At 43.0% G+C, this 20,199-nt stretch carries 24 protein-coding genes; 9 read left to right on the top strand and 15 right to left on the bottom strand.

All coding sequences use genetic code 11. The features are described from left to right. Nucleotides 1-296: 296 nt before the first annotated feature. Nucleotides 297-821: an SMI1/KNR4 family protein gene (locus tag LROSL1_RS11890; protein WP_178914711.1), complete on the top strand. Its 525-nt coding sequence runs from the start codon at nt 297-299 to the stop codon at nt 819-821. 308 nt (nt 822-1,129) lie between these two features. Further along, nucleotides 1,130-1,939 carry a CPBP family intramembrane glutamic endopeptidase gene (locus tag LROSL1_RS11885; protein ID WP_178914710.1) on the top strand — a complete coding sequence of 270 codons (810 nt, stop codon included), beginning with the start codon at nt 1,130-1,132 and terminating at the stop codon, nt 1,937-1,939. Between the two features lie 63 nt (nt 1,940-2,002). On the opposite strand, the gene sfsA is transcribed toward LROSL1_RS11885, so the two are convergent. The 6 genes from sfsA to LROSL1_RS11855 all read right to left on the bottom strand — a co-directional run bounded on the left by sfsA (nt 2,003) and on the right by LROSL1_RS11855 (nt 7,512). Next, the gene (sfsA, locus tag LROSL1_RS11880) at nt 2,003-2,827 is read right to left on the bottom strand and encodes a DNA/RNA nuclease SfsA (protein ID WP_178914709.1); all 825 of its coding nucleotides are present in this window, start codon (nt 2,825-2,827) and stop codon (nt 2,003-2,005) included. Between the two features lie 29 nt (nt 2,828-2,856). Continuing rightward, complete coding sequence (locus LROSL1_RS11875) at nt 2,857-4,323, bottom strand: CotH kinase family protein (protein WP_178914708.1); 1,467 nt, start codon at nt 4,321-4,323, stop codon at nt 2,857-2,859. 20 nt (nt 4,324-4,343) lie between these two features. After that, nucleotides 4,344-4,916 carry a TetR/AcrR family transcriptional regulator gene (locus LROSL1_RS11870; RefSeq protein WP_178914707.1) on the bottom strand — a complete coding sequence of 191 codons (573 nt, stop codon included), beginning with the start codon at nt 4,914-4,916 and terminating at the stop codon, nt 4,344-4,346. A 51-nt stretch (nt 4,917-4,967) separates the two neighbouring features. Then, a complete protein-coding gene (locus LROSL1_RS11865) occupies nt 4,968-5,642 on the bottom strand; it encodes a DUF4956 domain-containing protein (protein WP_178914706.1) in 675 nt (224 codons plus the stop codon). Next, nucleotides 5,624-6,370, bottom strand: a complete 747-nt coding sequence (locus LROSL1_RS11860) for a polyphosphate polymerase domain-containing protein (RefSeq protein WP_178914705.1) — start codon at nt 6,368-6,370, stop codon at nt 5,624-5,626. Before LROSL1_RS11860 ends, LROSL1_RS11865 begins: the two co-directional genes overlap by 19 nt. Nucleotides 6,371-6,744: 374 nt before the next feature. Beyond that, nucleotides 6,745-7,512 carry a flavodoxin family protein gene (locus LROSL1_RS11855; protein WP_178914704.1) on the bottom strand — a complete coding sequence of 256 codons (768 nt, stop codon included), beginning with the start codon at nt 7,510-7,512 and terminating at the stop codon, nt 6,745-6,747. A gap of 275 nt (nt 7,513-7,787) precedes the next feature. Between LROSL1_RS11855 and LROSL1_RS11850 the strand changes: the two genes are divergently transcribed. Then, entirely contained in the window at nt 7,788-8,228 is a 441-nt protein-coding gene (locus LROSL1_RS11850; protein WP_017260928.1) for a VOC family protein, read from the top strand. A gap of 80 nt (nt 8,229-8,308) precedes the next feature. Here the strand turns inward: LROSL1_RS11850 and LROSL1_RS11845 are convergent, their stop codons facing one another. From LROSL1_RS11845 to LROSL1_RS11835, 3 genes are all read right to left on the bottom strand, one after another. Then, complete coding sequence (locus LROSL1_RS11845; protein ID WP_178914703.1) at nt 8,309-9,274, bottom strand: alpha/beta hydrolase; 966 nt, start codon at nt 9,272-9,274, stop codon at nt 8,309-8,311. Between the two features lies 1 nt (nt 9,275). Next, entirely contained in the window at nt 9,276-9,434 is a 159-nt protein-coding gene (locus LROSL1_RS11840; protein ID WP_017260930.1) for a hypothetical protein, read from the bottom strand. Between the two features lie 93 nt (nt 9,435-9,527). Further along, nucleotides 9,528-10,067, bottom strand: a complete 540-nt coding sequence (locus LROSL1_RS11835) for a helix-turn-helix domain-containing protein (protein WP_178914702.1) — start codon at nt 10,065-10,067, stop codon at nt 9,528-9,530. A gap of 340 nt (nt 10,068-10,407) precedes the next feature. Between LROSL1_RS11835 and add the strand changes: the two genes are divergently transcribed. Beyond that, entirely contained in the window at nt 10,408-11,418 is a 1,011-nt protein-coding gene (add, locus tag LROSL1_RS11830) for an adenosine deaminase (RefSeq protein WP_178914701.1), read from the top strand. A gap of 84 nt (nt 11,419-11,502) precedes the next feature. Here add and LROSL1_RS11825 read toward each other — a convergent pair whose 3' ends face one another. Both LROSL1_RS11825 and LROSL1_RS11820 read right to left on the bottom strand, forming a co-directional pair. Next, the gene (locus LROSL1_RS11825; protein WP_178914700.1) at nt 11,503-12,153 is read right to left on the bottom strand and encodes an NAD(P)H-binding protein; all 651 of its coding nucleotides are present in this window, start codon (nt 12,151-12,153) and stop codon (nt 11,503-11,505) included. A gap of 36 nt (nt 12,154-12,189) precedes the next feature. Then, a complete protein-coding gene (locus LROSL1_RS11820; protein ID WP_178914699.1) occupies nt 12,190-12,666 on the bottom strand; it encodes a flavodoxin in 477 nt (158 codons plus the stop codon). Nucleotides 12,667-12,769: 103 nt separating this feature from the next. Here LROSL1_RS11820 and LROSL1_RS11815 point away from each other — a divergent pair, with 103 nt between their 5' ends. Then, nucleotides 12,770-13,333: a TMEM175 family protein gene (locus tag LROSL1_RS11815; protein ID WP_178914698.1), complete on the top strand. Its 564-nt coding sequence runs from the start codon at nt 12,770-12,772 to the stop codon at nt 13,331-13,333. Nucleotides 13,334-13,348: 15 nt separating this feature from the next. On the opposite strand, the gene LROSL1_RS11810 is transcribed toward LROSL1_RS11815, so the two are convergent. From LROSL1_RS11810 to adhP, 3 genes are all read right to left on the bottom strand, one after another. Next, nucleotides 13,349-13,612, bottom strand: a complete 264-nt coding sequence (locus LROSL1_RS11810; RefSeq protein WP_017261596.1) for a Txe/YoeB family addiction module toxin — start codon at nt 13,610-13,612, stop codon at nt 13,349-13,351. After that, complete coding sequence (locus LROSL1_RS11805; RefSeq protein WP_178914697.1) at nt 13,605-13,889, bottom strand: type II toxin-antitoxin system Phd/YefM family antitoxin; 285 nt, start codon at nt 13,887-13,889, stop codon at nt 13,605-13,607. Before LROSL1_RS11805 ends, LROSL1_RS11810 begins: the two co-directional genes overlap by 8 nt. Before the next feature lie 319 nt (nt 13,890-14,208). Then, on the bottom strand, nt 14,209-15,231 hold the full coding sequence (adhP, locus tag LROSL1_RS11800) for an alcohol dehydrogenase AdhP (RefSeq protein WP_017261594.1): 1,023 nt from the start codon (nt 15,229-15,231) through the stop codon (nt 14,209-14,211). Nucleotides 15,232-15,552: 321 nt separating this feature from the next. Here adhP and LROSL1_RS11795 point away from each other — a divergent pair, with 321 nt between their 5' ends. Then, nucleotides 15,553-16,722 (top strand): MDR family MFS transporter, encoded by a 1,170-nt coding sequence (locus LROSL1_RS11795; protein WP_263863239.1) that lies wholly within the window; start codon nt 15,553-15,555, stop codon nt 16,720-16,722. A gap of 69 nt (nt 16,723-16,791) precedes the next feature. Here the strand turns inward: LROSL1_RS11795 and nrdI are convergent, their stop codons facing one another. Next, entirely contained in the window at nt 16,792-17,259 is a 468-nt protein-coding gene (nrdI, locus tag LROSL1_RS11790) for a class Ib ribonucleoside-diphosphate reductase assembly flavoprotein NrdI (protein WP_178914695.1), read from the bottom strand. Nucleotides 17,260-17,395: 136 nt separating this feature from the next. On the opposite strand from nrdI, the gene LROSL1_RS11785 reads away from it, so the two are divergent. The 3 genes from LROSL1_RS11785 to LROSL1_RS11775 are packed head-to-tail and all read left to right on the top strand — an operon-like array spanning nt 17,396 to nt 20,191. Continuing rightward, nucleotides 17,396-18,232 (top strand): HAD family hydrolase, encoded by an 837-nt coding sequence (locus tag LROSL1_RS11785; RefSeq protein WP_017261591.1) that lies wholly within the window; start codon nt 17,396-17,398, stop codon nt 18,230-18,232. Next, complete coding sequence (locus tag LROSL1_RS11780) at nt 18,229-18,732, top strand: dihydrofolate reductase family protein (protein ID WP_178914694.1); 504 nt, start codon at nt 18,229-18,231, stop codon at nt 18,730-18,732. The genes LROSL1_RS11785 and LROSL1_RS11780 overlap by 4 nt, the downstream gene beginning before the upstream one ends. A 49-nt stretch (nt 18,733-18,781) precedes the next feature. Next, on the top strand, nt 18,782-20,191 hold the full coding sequence (locus tag LROSL1_RS11775; protein WP_178914693.1) for a 4-hydroxyphenylacetate 3-hydroxylase N-terminal domain-containing protein: 1,410 nt from the start codon (nt 18,782-18,784) through the stop codon (nt 20,189-20,191). Nucleotides 20,192-20,199 lie beyond the last annotated feature (8 nt).

The following is a 20,199-nucleotide window of genomic DNA, read 5'->3' as shown; positions in this document are numbered from 1 at the left end:
TAACAAATATTGGTGCCAGCAAAATGGTTGGAATTCCATCAGAAGTGATTCCCGACGGTTAATCAAGGCATCATTAAAAATGTTAATGGCGCATATTTAACGACGAGCGAGTGGCCAGATGATGCAAAAGTACTGGACGATAACGCTAAACTGAAAAAATGTTGTTGTATGATAATACATACTATCAAAAGCCGCATAAGGGCCATGATGGCATTGAGCAATTTTAGAATTTTTACAATGTGTTGCATAAATTAAGCATTATCGGTAATCCAGAGATTAAATTTTGAGGTGTTTGAATGGATCAAACTGTGACAAATGTTATCAACACGATTAATGTGTTGACAAATAATACCAAGGACGCCTATTTGGTACCTACATTAGGAGGAGCACCAATAGCTTGTCGTTTTAAAATGTGGCCCGGAGCCACGAAAGAAGATATCCAGAGTTTGCGGCAGTTTGATCTTCCAGGCGACCTTATTGATTTTTTGTCAGCCACAAATGGGCTGGACCTTTTTAACATGCAAACGGAATATGGTCCATTAACATGGGCCCATGTGCTCAACTGCCAAGAAATCGTCGAGAACTATTCATTGATGAAAAAAACGGGACTCACGGGCAGGAACAAAGGCGAACTTGTTGGCGTTATCCATCTTACAGACATCGGCTTAATTAACATTAATATTGATAGACTAAAAGCCGGGCAACATTATCTGAGTTATCCAGCAGAGTGGGGCAGTGAATACTTTAATTTAACGTTTGCAGAATGGCTGTATCGCTATATTGTCTGTGGCGGATCTGAGTTTTGGAATCTACAGTATTAGGCTTATTGGTCTTTTGCGCTAAAAATTCAGTTTTTAAGTTAAAATGGGGGTCATTATTATGATCCAAAATTTAATAGACGAGTTAAAAGAAATTCATTTTGCTCGAAAAAACAACCATGTCATTTGTTGATCTAATGCGCTTTCGAAATGTGCTAAGATACTTAGACATCGTTGAAGTTTATTTTATTCCGAAGCTTGTGTAAGGTAGCTCTAGGCGATTATATATTGTTTGGTGGAATAAAAATTATATCAATGCGAAGCCAACTTCTAAGACAATCACCATTAAATGTAAAGCAGGGCGATACAGTATGGAGAAAATTTTACTAGCAAGTAAGCAAGCATTAAAAGATCACATTTGGCTTCGCATGATTGTGACAATTTTGATTATTGAATTGTTCGATGAGGCCATTGCTAGCCCGTTGTTTGGCATGATATTCACACACCATTTCTGGATTGAAAATGTTATTTATAAGGGTTTGGAATTTCTTATCGCGTTCGTGCTGAATCTAAAATTGCTGAAGGCAAATATAATGATTGCACGGTCTAAACGAGAAAATATTGGTAAACTTATCGTTCTGGCGACCGTTATTATCTTTTTTTCGGTGTTAATGATAGCATTACACCACCCAACGAGAGCATGGGAAGCTCTGACAGTCGGATTGATTGCGGCAATTCCCGAAGAATTTATTTGGCGTGGTATGGTGTTGACATACATTGGTCAACATATGTCCGGATCAATACGATTTCGCGCAATCTGGGCGTTGTCAATTAGCAGTCTTTTGTTTGGAATGTACCACTTAGGGAATCTGCATAATCAGTCTCTTGACAGTACTTTAGCCCAAGTACTTCAAACAATTGGGCTTGGTATGATTTTAGGTGCAATATATATAAAATCTGGTAATTTGTTAAATTCGATGCTGTTTCATTTTTCATGGGACTTTTTCGTGACACTGGTTAGTGGTGTTGGGAGCAAGCCGGATTCAACGATTAATTGGACGGCAAATAGCCTAATATTTGTGGCATTCTGCATCATTGGATTCATTACCGTGATGTCTGGTGATCGAAAGTTTGCGCTAATTAAAAATCTTGATTCAGAGACGTCGATAGCGAGCAAATGATGAAATCGCTCTGAAAGTTCAAAAATAACGCAGTCACTAATTTGTGATTGCGTTATTTCATGTCTATTTAATCAAACCCATCTCCACCTGCGGATCAATAAATGGTTCATCAATCCGAAACTCAGCCGGTCGGTGCAATGTCATGCCGTTTTCATCAACTTTTGAACAGTAGGCGGCAATTTTAACCCCGTGCGGTACAGCCGCCTTAATAGCAGCTGTAAGTTTGGGCGCCATGTGATGATTGAGGGTGAGCACGTCAATGTTATCAATTTGGATGACGAAGAAAAGATAGGCCATGTAGCCTTCGTCAATCGCATGTTCAAGATTATAAACGTGTTTCACTGCCCGAATCGTTGGTGCGTCCGGAAAGCCGACGATACCGTGGCTTTCTAACGTTGCGCCCTTAGTCTCAACAAAGAACTCTTGTCCCGTACTCGTCTTACCTTTAAAGTCGACACGGGAATCGCCAAACGGCACTTCAGGACGAAATTCTGTAATTGTGCCGGGTAAATCAGGGAAGGTGAGTAGACCAGCGTCTACCGCTTCCTTAGTTACCTTATTTGGCATGGCACTATCTACATTGACCCAGAAGTCACCATGGTCAGTGCGTTTGATGACAGAGACCATATCCCAGTGCGTTTTTCGTTCAGGATTCTTAGCTGGCACGATTGAAACAGTTGCGCCGGGAATCAGCAGATCAGCACCGCGACCGGTATTTTTTAAATGAGTTTCAATGGTTTCGCCGTTTCGTTCGACTCTGCACGTAAAGCGACTGGGTCGATCTACATAATGTGCCAATTGTGCGCCTTGATACTGCATAATAGTGCCTTCTTCCGCATGTTTAACGATGCCGATAAATAGTGATTCAATCAGCACTTCATTCAACAATAGTTTACACCTTAGGCAGGCAGAGTTAGCTATGGGAGTTTGACGTCACTACTATCGTCATTGCGGCTGTTTTCGGACTGAGCCTTCGCCGAACTAGCCTTTGCACGAGAACTGGCTTTTTCGGATTCAGTCGGCGTTGGAGCGACGTAATTGAAGTTCAGTCGTTTGACGTTACTCGTATAGTCGTTGAAAAGTGCGTCGCAGTCCTTAAACTGACGATTTACTGAACTGCGAATTTGCATCAAACTCGTGATCTTTTTAGATGGAATCCCAGGATTACGCTGGAAATTATCCTGATAATTAGGGTCACCAACTGTGGTCATGAACGTTGTGAATTCATTATTAACCTTAGTTGGTGTCAGTGTGGATTTGCGTAACTGACGCCAACGCGACTGAACGCGTTCCGGATAGGCTTGGGCGACTTGTTGTAGCAGGCGATTACCTTCTGCCGTTTTGAGATCGCCGTGGTTCGGATAGTTATGGGATACAGATTCACCCGACGGATAAATGTGGCGACCATTTTCGTACAGACCCCAAGTGGAATCGAGGTCGTACATGGTGGCATGCCAAATCTGGCCGTTATAAGTGAGCAGTTCAAGGTTGCGTCCAAGGCCGTCCTGATCGTGAATAAGGTTGGCAAACAAATACATATCAATGACGGAATTAACGTCTAAATATTCAGGAGCATGTTGTCTAAACGTTTGCGTATCACTGGTATTGACGAAGTGAACCAACCGTTCAAAGTCTTGCTTTTGCTGACGAGTTAATGAATCAGGCACATCAGGGGTCCAACCGGTCGCGTTGTAACGAACCTTGTCGGACCAAAACATGTCGGCTTTACCCCACTCATTACTGCTGATGGCGATGTTGGTAGGGTCATGTTTATCTAGCCCCCACAGCTTGGCATCTTTAGGCGTGTTAAGTGTATAGAGGCCCCAGCGGTCACCGTTAACTTTCATTTCAATAGGGAAGCCACTGATGGCACCGTTATTTTGTGAGTCAGCTAACTGTTTTGGAGCACCAGACCGGGTGGCAACCATGTCTGACCATAACTGTGAGTTAACGACGTTACGCGATTGCGTGGCGTCAATATAGTTGGCCTTTAACACGTAGCTGCTGTGCTTTTTCCACCCCGGTGCGGCCCGCCACTTTAGTTTGTGTTTCAGTGACTTATCTTTATAAAACTTAATTTTCCAGTTTTTCTGTGGATAACGGCGCGAACTTTGACCCTGCCACTTCATGGTGGCGTAGCCGTCTTCTTGAACACCCGTTTTACGATCTTTAAAAGAAAAACGGACGGTGGGGTTCTTATCGACTGTTTGTGAGACAGCACCCTTGATTTTGACACGCGGCAAGCGCTCGACTTTTTGCCGTGAACCCAGCGGTAACTGACGCGTGGAATTAAAATGCAGCCACGTAAACGTACCCACCAGCAAGACTAGAATGAGACCGACTAAACTGATGAGCGCCACGCGTGGGCGGCTTTTTTTAGACATGGTTCAAAACCCTCCGTGATTTATTTCGATCCATTGGGGATGACCTGAGTGACCATATCAATAAGGTCACTCAGGTCTGCTTCTGCGTTAACACTTTGTGGGAAGAAACCGTTAAATGATAGTTTGGCGTATCCAAACAGGGTACTCAAAAAGAACCGCATCATTCGCTCACGTTCCTGCTCGTCAGCAACCATTGGTGTCAAAATATCGCGCAGGATATTTACGATTGCGCCAGCTGGTGCGTCTTCGAGTTTGAGTGGCGAACGAAAGCCGTGATGTTCCGTCGTTAACATTTCCTGGAAGGATGGGTGATCCTGGGCAAACGAAAATAGTGTGATGGCGAAAACCTTAAGTGCATCCTTGCCAGAAACAGGGACGAGCTTAGTGTAGAGCTCATGTTCAACGAGCTGACGGCCGTAATCCGCAACACCGGCTTTTAAATCATCCAGACTTGGAAAGTAATGGTATAACGTTTGCGGTTGCACACCTAAATGACGGGCCATGCCGCGCAGAGATAGTTTTTGGAGGCTGTCCTGTTCAGCAACGTGGTAGGCTTCCGTGACAATGTAATCCCGTGATAGTGCTTTTTTCATAACTGTTCTCCTTGGTACTTCCTCTTGAAACGGTGGTTCCTAACCTAAATGTTAAAGCGAATTGTTACTGGTGACGTCTGTCCGCATGGAAATCTCAAGATTGCCGTTGCGTTCCCGTAAGGCGTCGATAAAGGCTTTTTGTTGATCTGGTTTCTTAAGCACGAGTCGATATTGTAGTTCAAACAGACTCCCCAAATTAGTCGTTCGAACATTATCGAGGGTGACTTCTTTCGCATAACGGTCAAAGATGGCGTCGAATTCATGCTCGTAATCGAGATTTTCCGGCACGGTAATTTTCATTAACCGTTCGTTTTGATTGCTGGCGCCAAAGTCGAGCATCGTATACAACAACATCGCTAAGCTGACGACGATGGTGAAAAAAGTCGCATAAAGCAGGTAACCACGGCCTGTTGCCAACCCAATCGTCATGGCAAAGAAAATGGTGACCATTTCCCGAGCATTACCCGGTGCCGATCGGAAACGAACCAAGCTGAAGGCCCCAGCTACAGTAATCCCGGCGCCCAGATTGCCGTGAACAATCATGATGATGGATTGGACTAGAATCGGCAGTAACGCAATCGAGAAAATAAAGTGTTTGGAATAGTGATTCCGGTACATATAAACAAAGGCGACGATAAGACCAAGAATCAATGTGACTAATGTCGTGATGAAAATCTGTTCAAACGTCACGAGGTGGTGTTTGGGTCCTAAATAACTGATAAGCATTGTTGCCCTCCCTGAATGCCGTATTTATAGATCAGGCCGTATTTTGAAAATGGTTGTGGATAAAGTTTGAGGGAGGCGAATAATTGACTCCACTCAAAGGGCAGTGCACGTGGTAGTTTAATTTCCATGACGACCATGCCTGAGGCCAGCAAAGGGATGCCCTGATTGTGGTTAATCAGATTGACATTGCGGGAGCGCCAACGAATATTTTCATCAAACGTCAGTCGCAGACCGTCAGCCGTACTGTACGCTGTGCGTTCATAAATAACTGCTGTTTGTCGTGATAATTCATGGGAGTGCGTAAAACGGTCAATTTCGCGTGCGTTCATATCGTCATTGCGACTGATACTACCGCTGCGACTGGCAAGATAGCGATGAGCCTGATTATAAGGCAGGGTAACGCGCCGTTTGTAAGTGACACCATTGACTTTTTTCTTTAATTCCACAAAGGCAGGTTGATGATGATCAACAGGGTCGCCATAAGCACGCAAACGTAATTTCTCACGGTACTTACTGTTGTCGAGCTGACGACGGGCAAACATGTAATCTTCGGTATCGTAATACAGGGAAGAAATCGTCTGTTTACCATATTGATCCATGCGAATTTGATTGCCTAATTTTTTAAGTAATTGTTGATAGGTGGACTGATCCATGACATATTTTTGTTCATGGCGTTCAAACACCATTGGCACCGCACTTTTTTGTGGTGACGCCAGGTTGGCGAGCATGTTAAGGCCTCCTCAAGGTATATGCCGATGACCAATTTTAAAAGCTGGCCTGGGCAACATTTTTTGATATGTAATCCGCGCCTAAACGGACGTTTATTAAGTGCTCATTTATGCAACCGACACAGTATATCATCCTTGCCGAACACTGTACACAAGAATGAGACACCTGTGTTAATTTGTCCTATCAATTTTAATTAATTGATGAGTTAACGTGAGAATGTTTCCGCAGATTCAGCTGATTGTGGTTCAGAATATGGCAATACTTTGAGAACTCAAAATTTCATAAATAGTAAAAAAACGTTCAGTTAGGGCGCTGTCCTCAATAATTTGAAGACAACGCCCTAACTGAACGTTTATAAAAATACCTGTAATTTTTACAGCCGGCGGTGAACCAAAAAAGTGACCGTGTGGAGAATGATGGCTAGCAAAACGAAGAAAATAACGACAAATGTCCCCCAGTTGATCCAGAAGTTAGTTTGCGTGAGGACACCGTTGAGAGCACGTTGAATGCCCATCGTAATTAAGGACATCACGGCAATCATGCAGAAAAGTTCAACGTAGCGCTTCATTGTATTATCATCTCGTTTCGATTTTTGTGGTAGACGGGCGCCCCATTTGCGGCAGAGTTGAAGTTTGCTTTCGGGAATGTGGTCGCCGTTTTTAAATGTATTAGGGCAGACGATTTCATGAATTTTAATCACCCCGGCGGCAGACATGACGCGGTCAATCTGTTTGAACGTTTCGTCAGTAATACCAGTGAAAAAGTTGTTGATTGGGCTGATGTAGCAGTCAGTGATTGATAGGTAGTGTTTGTTCTTGAAGCGGGCAGGGTGGGCATCACCGACATGATCGATGCGAACCAAACGCCAACGTAAACAGTCCAAAAAGTTCTTTGTCACACCGGATAAACCGCCCCAAAAAGTTGGTGCGGCAAACACCCAGACGTCACTAGCCAGCAATTTCTCAGTGAGTTCATCCAGAACCGGATTGGATTGGCCCTTAATATCTGGGTGAATATCATAGTTCTCCAAATAAATTGTTTCCGTTTCAGTAGAATCGGGTACCGCGGCCAAAGTTGTGGCGAGCAACTTGGCGGTCACACCATGCTGTTTATGTGAGCCCAAGATACCAAGTACTTTCATCAAATCGTCCCCTAAGTTTCGTGACTTAAAATCTATGTAATAATGGTATGAATCGTTGTTATCACTTGATAAATCAACGTTTATAACGTGTTTTATATATTCACTTTAGCATACTTATTTAATGTTGTTGACCTTGGTGTGTAACATAAATAATCGTTTTGTCAAATTGACAGCGGCGGAATTGTTCACTATACTGTCCTTACATTTGAAATGGGGGACCGATTATCGCATCTTCACTACATCCATATATCCACTTCCCCAACGCTAAAGAAGCGATGGCCTATTACCATGAAGTTTTTGGCGCAGACCATCTATTCCGCATTCCGGTAACAAAGAACGCAGCGCGGGATTTAGATTTAATTGATACTGATTTAAATAACTCAACGATGCATGGTGGCTTTGAAGTCATGGGCTCAGAAATTTTATGTGCAGACGACTTCATGAACCAGCCACAACATGCGACAAACATTGCGATTTTACTGGAATTTAACGCAGATGATAACGCAGACGTTGTTAAGGCTCAGAAATTCTTCGAGCATGTGGCCAACTCTGGTCGAGTACGTGTGACTGAACCATATACGAACGCTTATTTTGGCGGCAAACGAGGCGAGTTCACTGATGAATATGGTGTGAACTGGATCGTTAATTGTCGTCCGCATGACTGGGTTCAAAATGCGCCTGTTATTGATGAAGCGCCAATGAATGAACCAGCGTAATAAATTAAATAGTCATTAAACGAGTAAACCTCGTGCAACACTGTTTGAAACAACAGTAATTGCACGAGGTTTACTCGTTTTTATTCAGGTTGTTTTTGGAAAAAGTGAGTTGTGGCGTATTGCAGTGTTTCAGTTAAGAAATGAACCGCTTCTTGGGCCGATGCCGAGTTTGGACAAACCATATCAAAACCGTGGAAACAGCCTTTCATTACCTTACTAAAGGTTGGGACACCGCTATCCTTAAGTTTCTGTATGTACTGCATTGTCTCATCATAAAATGGTTCAACATCGCCGATGAACGTGCACGTAGCAGGCAGGTCGTGAAAATCAGTTGCCCGACTGGGTGCAGCATAGATCGGAACTTCGTTTGGTGCGAACTGATTGGCCAAGTACATCTGCCAGGCCAGTTTGTTAGACAATGTGTTCCAAACGGGCGCATCGTTGTTTTGCGACGACTCTGTTACCATGCGGTCATCAAGCATGGGATACAGTGGCACTTGAAAGGCAATCCCAACATTACCATGATCGCGGTTATACAATGTCAACGCGGCAGTCAGGCCACCACCGGCGCTAGCCCCAGCTACCATAATTTGATTGTCACGCATACCATACTCAGCACCGTGCTGTTGCAACCATTTTAAGGCAAGGTAGGCATCATTTAGAGCGGCCGGATAAGGTGCTTCACTTGCCAAGCGATAATCCGGTGCAACAATGACTGCGTTTGTAGCACTGATAAACCGTTGAATGGCAAACGCCTCTGTTTCGGGTCGTTCCATAACGTAACCACCGCCGTGCAAATAGAGAATGCCGGGAACATTGTGTGGTCGATTCAACGATGTATACACACAGAGTCGTAGTTGGCTACCATCTGGACGATCGATAAAGTGCTGTTCATAATTGAGTGATTTGCGACCAATGCCGCGTTGTGCGCCTGCAAGGGCATTGATAACGTGAATTTTAGTTGGCGTCAAATAAGGTACTGCTCGACGGGCAATGCGGCCAAACCGTTGTAATTCAGGTCGAATCATATCGTCTGAAACGTGCATGTTACTCGCCATCCTTTGTTTGCGAGTTTGACAATCCGTTTCGTCTGTCAGTCTCGGCCTGTTGTTGCCGGAATGCTTCAAGCCGTTGGTGCGCTAAGTTCATTTGAAAGACCAATAAAACGTTAAATCCTAAACTGAGGATGAATAGCAACTTTTTCATAAGCACGCGTCTCCTTCGTTTGATAACGATTACGATGTTAGTTTCAATTACGGTAATTATAGACCAGATTATCAAATGAAGGTTCAGGTAAATTTAACCGATGGACATCACGTACGGTAATTGAAAAAAGTAGGCCAATACTCGTAAGACAAATAAGCAAAGTACACCGGCCAAAGCTAAAATAAGAGCTACTTTCATACCGCGACTGGGCTGTTTACGAATATTAATGAGCATATAAAGAAGTGAACCGACAGGCACGAAAAAACTCAATAAGGCTGGGACATAGGCTAAAATAGGATGAACAGTTCCAGGCGTAAATTGAGTGAGTGAGAAAGCGACGGTTAATGCAAAGATGATTGTCAGGATAATTGTTGCTAGCACTATTTTTACAATCATAAATACTTTAGAATCATGCGAAATTTTTGTCATCATAGTGGTATCTCCCTTAATTAAATCGTCCAAAGACAAATCGAAAAGAGTGCTTAACCGAATTAGATTTTCGATATCCGGCAACGTTTTGCCAGTTTCCCATTTCGAAATGGATTGACGTGAAATATGAAGCTCATCGGCAACGGCCTGCTGTGATAAATTGGCTCGTTGGCGAGCAGCTTTTAATGCAGTGGCTAATTCCATAAGGTGCTCCTTTCTTAATGAGCAAAGTGTCGCATGATTTGGTGAAACTGGGTAGCACCTAATGGGCGCAACCGCGTAATGACGGCATTTATTTGTTCCTGTTATTATGTCATAAGTATGGTAATGAAGTAAAAAGGTAGTGAAATAATACAGGTGAAATTTTCAGAGATGATTTAAGAATATGCAAACAAAGAATCAACAATATTAGTTTAAAATATGCACACTTATAATTATCTTTATGATATAGTTCGTATTTTACGGTATTTACACGACAAAAAATTGTGATATGATAATTAACATTACCATTACGCGAACTTATTCTTGAGGAGGATTTCAAGCAATGCCAATTACCCGTGAATTTACTAGTGGTTTACCCAAAGCGGAACTACATGTACATATTGAAGGAACACTGGAACCAGATTTGAAGTTGAAATTGGCACAAAGAAATCATATCGATATCGGTCAACAGACCGTGGAAGAAGTTCAAAAAACGTATGATTATGACGATTTGGCCTCGTTTTTGACCGTGTATTATCCAGCAATGAATGTCTTACAAAAAGAACAAGACTTCTATGACCTAGCTTTTGCATATTTGCAACGAGCTGTCGCTAATAACGTTCGGCACGTGGAAATGTTCTTCGACCCACAGGCTCATACAAGTCGTGGGATTGCGTTTGAAACGGTGCTTCACGGACTGCATCGTGCAATCGTTGATGCTCGGGCATTGAATATTGATGCAGCACTGATCATGTGTTTCTTGCGTGACTTTACTAGTGAATCTGCTCGACAGACTTTGATTGAAGCATTGTCGTACAAGGATCAGTTGGTGGGTGTCGGTTTGGATTCTGACGAACACAACAATCCGCCCCTTAAGTTTGCACGTCAGTTCGCTGATGCGGCTGCCGCTGGTCTGCATTTAACTGCTCACGCGGATATTGATCAAAAGGATTCTATCGAGCATATTCGACAGGCACTTGAAATCATTGGTGTCGAACGTTTAGACCACGGCACGAATATTGTTGAGGATCCGGATTTAGTCGACTTTGTAAAGAAACAAAATATTGGGCTGACCTCTTGTCCACTGTCCAATGCCTTTATCTCCCCAGAAATGAAGGGCAAGGAAGTACTTGAATTATTGGCAAAAGGTGTCAAAGTTTCCATTCACTCGGATGACCCAGCCTATTTTGGTGGGTATATTGCCGATAACTATTATGCAATTGCCAGCAAATTTGATTTAACGAAGGAACAGGTCGTTCAATTGGCTAAGAATTCGTTTGAAAGCTCATGGATTAGCAAAGAACAAAAGGCGCTTTACCTGAAAGAATTGGATGAATATGTAGCAGCTCATTAATATCTAGAGTGTGGATACAAAAATACGGATTGGCTAGCCTCGTTTTGACGGCTAACCAATCCGTATTTTCATTTGATGTTTATTTTAGTAAACAGGCCGATTTTCACCTTGAGTGGCTGGATCAGCAATTCCAATGCTATCATTTGCTGCAAAAGTGGGATCGGCAACAATTTTCAACACGACATCAGCGATGCTTTGGCGCGAACCGGAAACACCGACGTAAGGTTCATGACGCGTTGTAATGTGATAATTAACCTCATCACGGTCGTTTAGCCAAGGCAAACGAAGCGTTGTGTAAGTAATGCCTGATTCTGATAACAGTTTGTCAGCGTTAATTGCCGTGACTAAACCGCTGGCAACCATTTGTTGATTCCACTGACCAAACTCACCGGGAACTTCGTTGTACAGGCCCAATAGACTGGTCGAAATAATTCGTTTCGTGCCCGTTTTTTTGGCAGCAGCGATAATGTTCTTTGTGGGTCGATTGTTTTTATCGTGGTCAACAACGGCAGAGAACACTATGTCCTGATTAGCCATGGCACTTTTCACTTCATCAGTATCATCAAGATTAACTTCAATTAACCGAACTCGCGGATTATTTGATAAAGTGTTTAAACGACTGACATTGCGTAAGCCAAGTGTCAGATTGATATCTTTAAAGGTTGGCTCAGTCAAAATACGATGCTCAACGATTCTGGCAATCTGTCCATTGGCAGCTAAAATTAATAAGTTCATTGTCTTACCTCCGTTTGAAAGAACGATTAGTGTTAATTAAAGTAATTCGTGTTGTTTTAGATAGTCTCTAAGTGCCTTGTCATTTGTGTAGCGAATACCATCAACGACGGTGATGCCACTAAAGGATGCAGCCATTTTTTGCAAATATGGCATTGAGTCGGTGATAGGCGTACTCATGCTTGTAGTAAAGGGAATGATAGTTTTATTTTTAAAATCCAACTGATCAAATAAAGAATGGATAATCATTGGTGGTTGTTGCCACCATGTTGGAAAGCCGATAAAAATGTTCTTAAAAGATGTAATATCTGGAAGAGTAGTTAAATCTAGCTGGGGATGGATTTGGGCGTCCAGTTCATGTTTGCCAACTTCAACAACGGCATCGTATCCTTGGGGATACGGTGGTGTTGACTGGACGGCGAATGCTTTCGCACCAGTCAACTGCGCAATATTGTTTGCCGCTGGACGGGTGGTACCGGAACTAGTGAAATAGAGGATAATGGATTGTTGATTCATAATATAGTTTGAGTTTCCTTTCTAGCAAACGGTTTTGCTGGTCATTTACAAACGCACAATACACCTTAAAGTACAGTTTAAGGCAACCATGTAGGAGGTATTTATGGATAAAGATAGATTGGCTGCATTTACGGACGCGGTTCTTGCAATTGTGATGACCATTCTAGTACTGGAATTAAAAAAGCCAGCAAGTGTGACACCTGCTGGCTTGTGGGACTTACGCATTAACTTTTTTGCCTATGCTTTATCATTCTTTTGGATTGGCCTCATGTGGATGACCCATCACAATAATTGGCAACAAGTAAAATTGATCAATGCTCAAACGGTTATTTACACGCTACTAATGTTGTTTTTTGCTTCTTTATTTCCATACACGACCAGTTTAGTCGCGGACAATTTTGATAATCCCACGGCGCAAGCATTCTACGGCGTGGTCGTTCTTGCTGTGACCTTCAGTAACATGGCAATCTCACATTCAGTGAATGTGGCAAACGACGATCTGTCGCTTGGACTGCTGTATACGTTATCGGACCGGGCTGTGATTATTGATATCGCCATTAAAGTAACAGGGTTAGTACTTACATTAACGGTTTTCCCACCTGCAATGATGATTGCTATTTTTATAACGATGTTCGAGATAGGCGTAGCACATTTTTTGCCAAGATAGGTTAATTTTAAACGATCAGTAATGATATTTAAGCTGGAAGATGGTTATGGCCGTATCGGTCACGCTATAGACAATTTGATTTTCTTTGTCAATTCGCCGCGACCATGTTTCTGATAATTCATATGTTAGCGGTTCAGGTTTTCCCAAACCAGCAAAAGGCCGACGTTGAATATCATTGATAAGCTTATTGATTCGTTTTAGTGTCTTTTTGTCTTCTTGTTGCCATGCGACGTATTCATTCCAAGCTATTGGGGAGAAAACAATATTGAACTTAATCATTTTGGAGGTTCTCCCATTCCTCAGGTGTCAGAATGTGTCCTTGACCGCGATCAATTTGATTTAGAGAAGTTTGAAGCGCTTTTCGATTAGCAGATGTTGCTAATAAATAGTTTGTTTCTTTTAGGGAATTATATTCTTGTTCGCTGATTAAAATGACATTCTTTTGCTTAGGGCGCGTTATAATCAGCGGTTCATTAAGATCACTAACGTCATCAGCATATGATTTAAAGTTTTTTCGAAAATCGCTGACACTAGTTGCAGAGATATTTACTGTCATGAAACAGACCCCCTTTAGATAGTTTAGACGTATTTATAACTCATGTCTCTTTTATGTACATAAATATGTACATAAAAGAGAATTCGAACTAATACACTTATTGGAAGGGGATATTCCTGAATTGTCTGTAAGGAAGGATGTATATGATTTTTTAAAATCTTGTTTGTGTTTCCTGAATGTGGTTTGTCCGCACTGGTTTAGCATCGTCGCGTTCGCCACCGCAGCAAGCTGTGCCTAATCAAAAATCGATCATTGGCAAAATGCGCCAACAACCGATTTTCTATTAGTGCTCGCTTCCTACCGCGGTTGTTCGCACTGGTTACTTGTTATGAACGAAGTCAACGACGTTACGGCCAACAACCTTGTTGTCCATTAATTCTTGGATCATGTCGTTAATTTCTGATAATTTACGAGTCTTAACGATTGGGTGAACCAAACCTTCAGCACCGAACTGGAATGTTTCGGCCAAGTCTTGGCGAGTACCAACCAATGAACCAGCAACGACGATACCATCAAGAACCGTCTTAGCAATGTTCAACTTCATGTCACCTTGTGGTAAGGCAACGGCAACTAATTTACCATCAGGACGGAGTGAGTCAACGGCTTGGTCGAAGGCTGCAGTAGTAACAGCAGTAACCAAGGCAGCGTGAACACCGCCAACCTTTTCTTGGATTTGCTTGTCAACATCACCATCGTGACGGTTGATCAGCAAGTCAGCACCGGCATCTTTAGCAGCTTGCAATTTGTCAGGGTTACCATCAACGGCAACGACGTGGGCACCAAATACGTGTTTAGCGTATTGGATAGCCAAGTTACCTAAACCACCGGCACCAACAACAGATACCCATTGGCCAGGCTTTACATCAGCAACTTTGATTGCTTTGTACATCGTAACACCGGCACAAGTTAAGGAAGTTGCTTCAACAGGGTCCAAGCCATCTGGAACCTTAACGGCGTAGTTAGCGTCAACGATAACTTGTTCAGCCATCGCACCGTCAACGGTGAAGCCAGAGTTTTCAACGTTACGGCAAAGTGTTTCACGGCCAGTTAGACAGTATTCACAGTGGCCACAGCCCTTGAAGAACCAAGCGATAGATACACGGTCGCCAACTTTAACGGCATCAACGCCATCAGCAACCTTAGAAACGATCCCAACACCTTCATGACCGATAATCCGGCCAGGCTTTTCACCAAAGTCACCGGCAGCAACGTGAAGGTCAGTGTGACAAAGGCCGCAGTATTCAACATCTACTAAAGCTTCACCAGGTTTTAAATCACGTAATGTAACATCTTTAACGTCAACAAATCCGTCGACTGGTTCTCTAACAACAGCAGCTTTCATGAAGCAATCTCCTTTATGTGTCCTTATTTGTTTACGTTTACATCATAGCAGGCAAACGGTTGAATTTAAAGTGAATAAATGAGCATTTGTAAATTTTTTACATGTTTTTAATTTAAACGTAAACGAAACGAACTTTATAAAACGGCAATATACGAATTTAAAGTAAGCAACTTACATAACTATTCTTGTGAAGAAATATCAATTAGCCGTTCATAGGCGACCTAATATAGGCGTCGTGATAGAATGAAGTAAGTAGGACAAACGAACTCAAAGGAGTGGATTTTTCTGTCATCCCAACGTTCAGAAGTTAAATTTAGCTGGTTGTTTGTAGCATCCATGTTGAATAACAGCGGGGCGAGTTTCTTATGGCCACTGACGACGATTTATCTACATAATTATCTTCATGAATCACTTACTTTATCGGGACTGGTGTTATTAGGTATGTCCTTGATGATGATTGTCGGTGATTCAGTCGGCGGTTATTTATTTGATCACTGGAAACCATATCAAACGGGAGTACTGTCAGCAGCATTGGCTACTTTAGCTGTGGTCGCCTTGATATTCTGGCATGGTTGGCCGATATATGGCATTTTGTTGCTAGTCGTCGGGTTCGGCGACGGCGTCAACATGACCATTTTGAATTCACTGGCCACGTGGGTGAAGTCTACCTCGACACGGCATGTGTTTAACATGCTTTACGTGTCAATGAATATCGGTGTTGTGATTGGGACGTTGATTGTCGGCTATGCCATTAAGTTTGGTATTACGACAGTTTTCATCATTGCTGCCATTTGTTACGCAGCGTTGACACTTGTCGTGGCCTTACACTTTAATGTTAAACCGCAAACACAAACGAACAGGTCAACGTCACAATCTAAGGATACTAAGACCAATGTCACATCAAAGCGTTCACGGCCAACTGTTTTGATTACCTTGATTTTAGTGTTGTTGTTGGCGATTAACCTGGCATACTCACAATGGGAAAGTGTGATTTCGGTTCACATGACCAATTTAGGCATTCCTGTGTTGAATTATAGTCTGTTGTGGACCTTGAACGGGGTCATTATCGTGTTGTTACAGCCAGTAATTACGCGCTGGAGTGAGCGATTTAAGATTGAAAACGTCATTGTTGTTGGGATCACCCTATTCGCAGCGTCATTCTTTATGCTAATTTTTGCCCGGACCTACGCAATGTTTGTGATCACTATGATCGTGCTTACGTTTGGTGAAATGATTGGTCATCCGGCCTTGCCGGCTTGGATTGCAGTTAAAGCGCCTGCTAGTGAAGCCGGCCGCTATCAGGGCTTTGCAAACATGGCGATTGCATTTGGCCGTGCATTGGGTCCGCTATTTGGTGGCTTTATGCTAGATTATGCAACATTCCCCGTTTTATTCATGGCGGTTGGTGGCGTACAGATGATTGCGTTGGTTGCCGTTTATTGGCGTGCACACTCAGAACGGGTTAAACAACAAGCTAAAATTTCGAAATAATGATTCGTTAAATGAAAAATATCCTGAACAGTGTGGCACATGAGAAAGTGCCCATTGTTCAGGATGTTTTTATTTGGCTGCTTGAATGGCCGTTTTAACGATTAAATCATAAATGCGGGTGACGTCGCGGGTCGTTCCGCGCAACTCATAATCGGCTAAAAACGGGAAGCCATATTTGTCGGCATAGCGACGTGCTGTTAAACAATATTGTTCGTTGAAATTACGGTTACCAGAACCAATCACGCCTAAACATTGCTTGCGGTTATCATGATAGGCAATGTATTCACCAAGGACATTTGTCATTAGCTCTTTAACGCCGTTGTCGATGCCGTTGCCGCCGTCTAGATAGGTTGGGACAAACGCAAAGTAGGGCTCGGTTTCATCGATAAAATCTGATTGTTCAGAGATTTCTTCAACCTTCAGTGTGGGTTTGTCAGCATTTTCTTCATGCTTTTTGTCAGCATGTTCAGCAAGGTGACTGACGAAACTGCGAGTATTTCCTTCAATAGATATGTAGCGAATGTTTAATGTCGTCATGCTCAGGTGCTCCTCGTTTTTGATTTAAGTTGAGTGTACAGCAAGGATTTTTTTGAAACCAGTCTTGACGATTCGCAATCTGGCTTCCAGACGCATCATGAACAGGCGTAAAATGGTGTTAACGGAGGAATTGTTAATGACACATTATTTAATTGTTACAGATATTGATGGCACGTTAATTCCGAAGAGCCAAATTGTGTCACCCCTGACGAAGGCGGTGTTTGCCAAACTTCGTGCGGATGGTCACGAAACATATATTGCTAGTGGACGATTGCTTGCATTGGCGCGGTCGATTGGCAATCAGCTGAGTCCAGACATGAACGTCATTTGTTCTAATGGCGCCGTAATTGCGCAAGGTAAGCAGATTCATCAAACGCTGCTTGGTTCGGATGCCGCCATCGCTGCGTATGAAATTTGTGAGCGCTACGGGTTAACGCTCCGTTTGTTCAACTTGAAGGATACTTTTCACACATCTACTGAACACGAGGCGATTGAGCACATGCGATTCTTACGCCGCGGCGTTGACACGGGTACGATTTACTTGAACGATATCGCCGATGTAAAAACGATTGCTGATACAATTACAAACGGCCTAGCAGTGTCACACGACCACAACAAGCTGGCGTTAGCGCGTCAGGCGTTTGCCGAGACTGGTTTATTCTCATTGTCAGCATCAAATCCGTGGAACATCGAGTTAATTCCCAAGGGTGTCAGTAAGGCAACTGCGCTCAGGTCAGTGCAACAACAGTTACGTATCGACGCTGCGCATACTATTGTGTTCGGTAATGGGCTCAATGATGCGCCGATGTTTAGCGAGGCGCAGACCAGCGTTGCGATGGCTGATTCTCCACAAGTAGTGATTGATCAGGCGGCGACAACAACTGTTCCCGTCGATGAAGATGGTGTGCCAAAGTTCTTGATGAAGATGTTCGGTATCACTGCGTCAGACTTGCAGGAGGTTCAAGAAAAATGAGACCTGTAATTTTGTACGTTGCTACTAGTCTTGATGGGAGACTAGAATGGTTAACAAATACGGCTGTTGACGGGGATGCCGGTTATGACCGTTTGATGGGTGAAATTGACACCTTAATCATGGGCCGGACTACATATGACTATGTGATTGATCATTCGGATACATACCCCTACAAGAATCTTATCAGTATTGTTCTCACTCATCATGATATTGCCGCAGCAGACGGCGTGCAGCCTTATCAGGGAGATGTTGTGACACTCGTTGACCAATTGCGTCAAAAATCAGGAAAGGCAATCTGGATTGTGGGTGGCGGTGAGATTGTCGGTGCCTTAATTCAGGCCGAACTTATCGATGATCTAAGATTGTTTGTTGCACCTACGTTTCTTGGTGCTGGTCCAAAGCTTTGGCAACCGGGTGAGCAGGCAAAAACCTTTGAATTAGTGAACGTATCACGTGCCGGTCAGTTGGCTGAACTGGACTATCGTGTAAGGAACAAATAGCAGAAACATATGCATGAACACAGAAAAATTGAAACTGGGGGAGTTTTCAATGTTGTTAGCATCAGATTTAGATGATGGTCGGTCAGTCTATTTAAACGGTAAAAAACTGGATAGCCCGTCTAAGGAGCCTATTTTTATTAAGACGTTATCATATGTGAATGCTTATTATCGCTTACAGCAAACACATCCAGAGACGCATATGTATGCGGAAGATGGGCAACAATACGACGTTGTCTTTAAAACACCGCATACGATTCAGGATCTGACGGCCAAACGGTGCGTATATCAAGACATTGCGATCCAATCATATGGCATGTTGGGTCGGACACCAGATTTTATTGATTCCGGAATACCAGCTTTTGCTGCGCACACAAAGTTTTTGGGATGCAATAAATACGCCAACTTTTCATCCAATGCTGATTCGTACTGTGCCAGGATCAAACAGTCTGATGTATTTGTATCTCATGCGTTGCAAAACCCGCAGATAGATCGTTCAAAAGAACTGCATGAAGTCACAAAGGGCGCTACAGGAATGAAAGCCAGCAAAGTTACTAATGAAGGCATTTACGTTAGTGGCGCTAAGATGGTAAACACCTTAGCACCGCTATCTAACGAACTGCTAATCTTTAACACACCAACGTTAGCGCCGGGAGATGAGGATTATGCACTGGCGTTTTGGTTGCCAATCAATTCTGATGGATTATCTATTATTTGCAGAAAGCCTTTTAATCGACCAGATCATAGTGAGTTTGACTATCCATTGAGTAATGCTTTTGATGAAATTGATGCTTACATCATATCTGAAGATGTCTTTATTCCTTGGTCAGATGTGTTTGTTTTTCAGGATGTAGAAAAATCAAATCAATTCTTTACAGAAAGTGGCTTATTTCAGCACACAACATTACAGGACCAGGCGCGAGGGTCGGTCAAACTTGAATTTGTGACGAGCCTGGCCATTGAACTAGCACAGCGTCTTGGTGTTGACAAATATTTAAACGTTCAGGAAATGTTGGGCAACCTAACGGCTAATTTGGAGTTAGTTCGCGGCGCGTTGGTTAATTCAGAACTAACCGGTTCAATGGATGACAGAGGTGTATTTGGCCCAAACTTGCAACCGTTGCTTGCGATTCGTGCTCAGTTGCCGAAAATGTACGAATTAGCGTTAACAACAATTCAAAAACTTGGTGCAGGATCAATGATGGGTGTGCCGGACGGCCGTGATTTTGATGGAAAGTTAGGACACGTGTTGGATGAAATGATGAGTAGCACATTAATGTCGGCCGAGTATCGTGCTAAGTTACTTAACCTGAGCTGGGATGTTAGTGGGGAAAGTTTTGGTCAACGGCAGTTAATGTATGAATATTATCATGGTGGTGATCCGGTTCGAATTCGTGCACAGCATTATCATAGCGAAGATTTACATATCGGCGATGCCATGTTGAAACGGATTTTGAAATAAATTGGATG

The organism is Furfurilactobacillus rossiae (assembly GCF_013394005.1).
Taxonomy (GTDB): domain Bacteria; phylum Bacillota; class Bacilli; order Lactobacillales; family Lactobacillaceae; genus Furfurilactobacillus; species Furfurilactobacillus rossiae.
This window is presented reverse-complemented; position numbering and strand designations above follow the sequence as displayed.

What these genes read in the sequence shown, in the direction of transcription:
- LROSL1_RS11810 (WP_017261596.1), bottom strand. Translation starts at nt 13,612, where the DNA reads ATGATTAAGTTCAATATTGTTTTCTCCCCAATAGCTTGGAATGAATAC.
- LROSL1_RS11865 (WP_178914706.1), bottom strand. Translation starts at nt 5,642, where the DNA reads ATGCTTATCAGTTATTTAGGACCCAAACACCACCTCGTGACGTTTGAA.
- LROSL1_RS11840 (WP_017260930.1), bottom strand. Translation starts at nt 9,434, where the DNA reads ATGAAAAAGTTGCTATTCATCCTCAGTTTAGGATTTAACGTTTTATTG.
- LROSL1_RS11890 (WP_178914711.1), top strand. Translation starts at nt 297, where the DNA reads ATGGATCAAACTGTGACAAATGTTATCAACACGATTAATGTGTTGACA.
- nrdI (WP_178914695.1), bottom strand. Translation starts at nt 17,259, where the DNA reads ATGACGACATTAAACATTCGCTACATATCTATTGAAGGAAATACTCGC.
- LROSL1_RS11855 (WP_178914704.1), bottom strand. Translation starts at nt 7,512, where the DNA reads ATGAAAGTACTTGGTATCTTGGGCTCACATAAACAGCATGGTGTGACC.
- LROSL1_RS11805 (WP_178914697.1), bottom strand. Translation starts at nt 13,889, where the DNA reads ATGACAGTAAATATCTCTGCAACTAGTGTCAGCGATTTTCGAAAAAAC.
- LROSL1_RS11875 (WP_178914708.1), bottom strand. Translation starts at nt 4,323, where the DNA reads ATGTCTAAAAAAAGCCGCCCACGCGTGGCGCTCATCAGTTTAGTCGGT.
- LROSL1_RS11845 (WP_178914703.1), bottom strand. Translation starts at nt 9,274, where the DNA reads ATGCACGTTTCAGACGATATGATTCGACCTGAATTACAACGGTTTGGC.
- LROSL1_RS11870 (WP_178914707.1), bottom strand. Translation starts at nt 4,916, where the DNA reads ATGAAAAAAGCACTATCACGGGATTACATTGTCACGGAAGCCTACCAC.
- LROSL1_RS11860 (WP_178914705.1), bottom strand. Translation starts at nt 6,370, where the DNA reads ATGCTCGCCAACCTGGCGTCACCACAAAAAAGTGCGGTGCCAATGGTG.
- LROSL1_RS11885 (WP_178914710.1), top strand. Translation starts at nt 1,130, where the DNA reads ATGGAGAAAATTTTACTAGCAAGTAAGCAAGCATTAAAAGATCACATT.
- LROSL1_RS11825 (WP_178914700.1), bottom strand. Translation starts at nt 12,153, where the DNA reads ATGAACTTATTAATTTTAGCTGCCAATGGACAGATTGCCAGAATCGTT.
- LROSL1_RS11820 (WP_178914699.1), bottom strand. Translation starts at nt 12,666, where the DNA reads ATGAATCAACAATCCATTATCCTCTATTTCACTAGTTCCGGTACCACC.
- adhP (WP_017261594.1), bottom strand. Translation starts at nt 15,231, where the DNA reads ATGAAAGCTGCTGTTGTTAGAGAACCAGTCGACGGATTTGTTGACGTT.
- LROSL1_RS11815 (WP_178914698.1), top strand. Translation starts at nt 12,770, where the DNA reads ATGGATAAAGATAGATTGGCTGCATTTACGGACGCGGTTCTTGCAATT.
- LROSL1_RS11850 (WP_017260928.1), top strand. Translation starts at nt 7,788, where the DNA reads ATGGCCTATTACCATGAAGTTTTTGGCGCAGACCATCTATTCCGCATT.
- LROSL1_RS11785 (WP_017261591.1), top strand. Translation starts at nt 17,396, where the DNA reads ATGACACATTATTTAATTGTTACAGATATTGATGGCACGTTAATTCCG.
- LROSL1_RS11775 (WP_178914693.1), top strand. Translation starts at nt 18,782, where the DNA reads ATGTTGTTAGCATCAGATTTAGATGATGGTCGGTCAGTCTATTTAAAC.
- add (WP_178914701.1), top strand. Translation starts at nt 10,408, where the DNA reads ATGCCAATTACCCGTGAATTTACTAGTGGTTTACCCAAAGCGGAACTA.
- LROSL1_RS11780 (WP_178914694.1), top strand. Translation starts at nt 18,229, where the DNA reads ATGAGACCTGTAATTTTGTACGTTGCTACTAGTCTTGATGGGAGACTA.
- LROSL1_RS11835 (WP_178914702.1), bottom strand. Translation starts at nt 10,067, where the DNA reads ATGGAATTAGCCACTGCATTAAAAGCTGCTCGCCAACGAGCCAATTTA.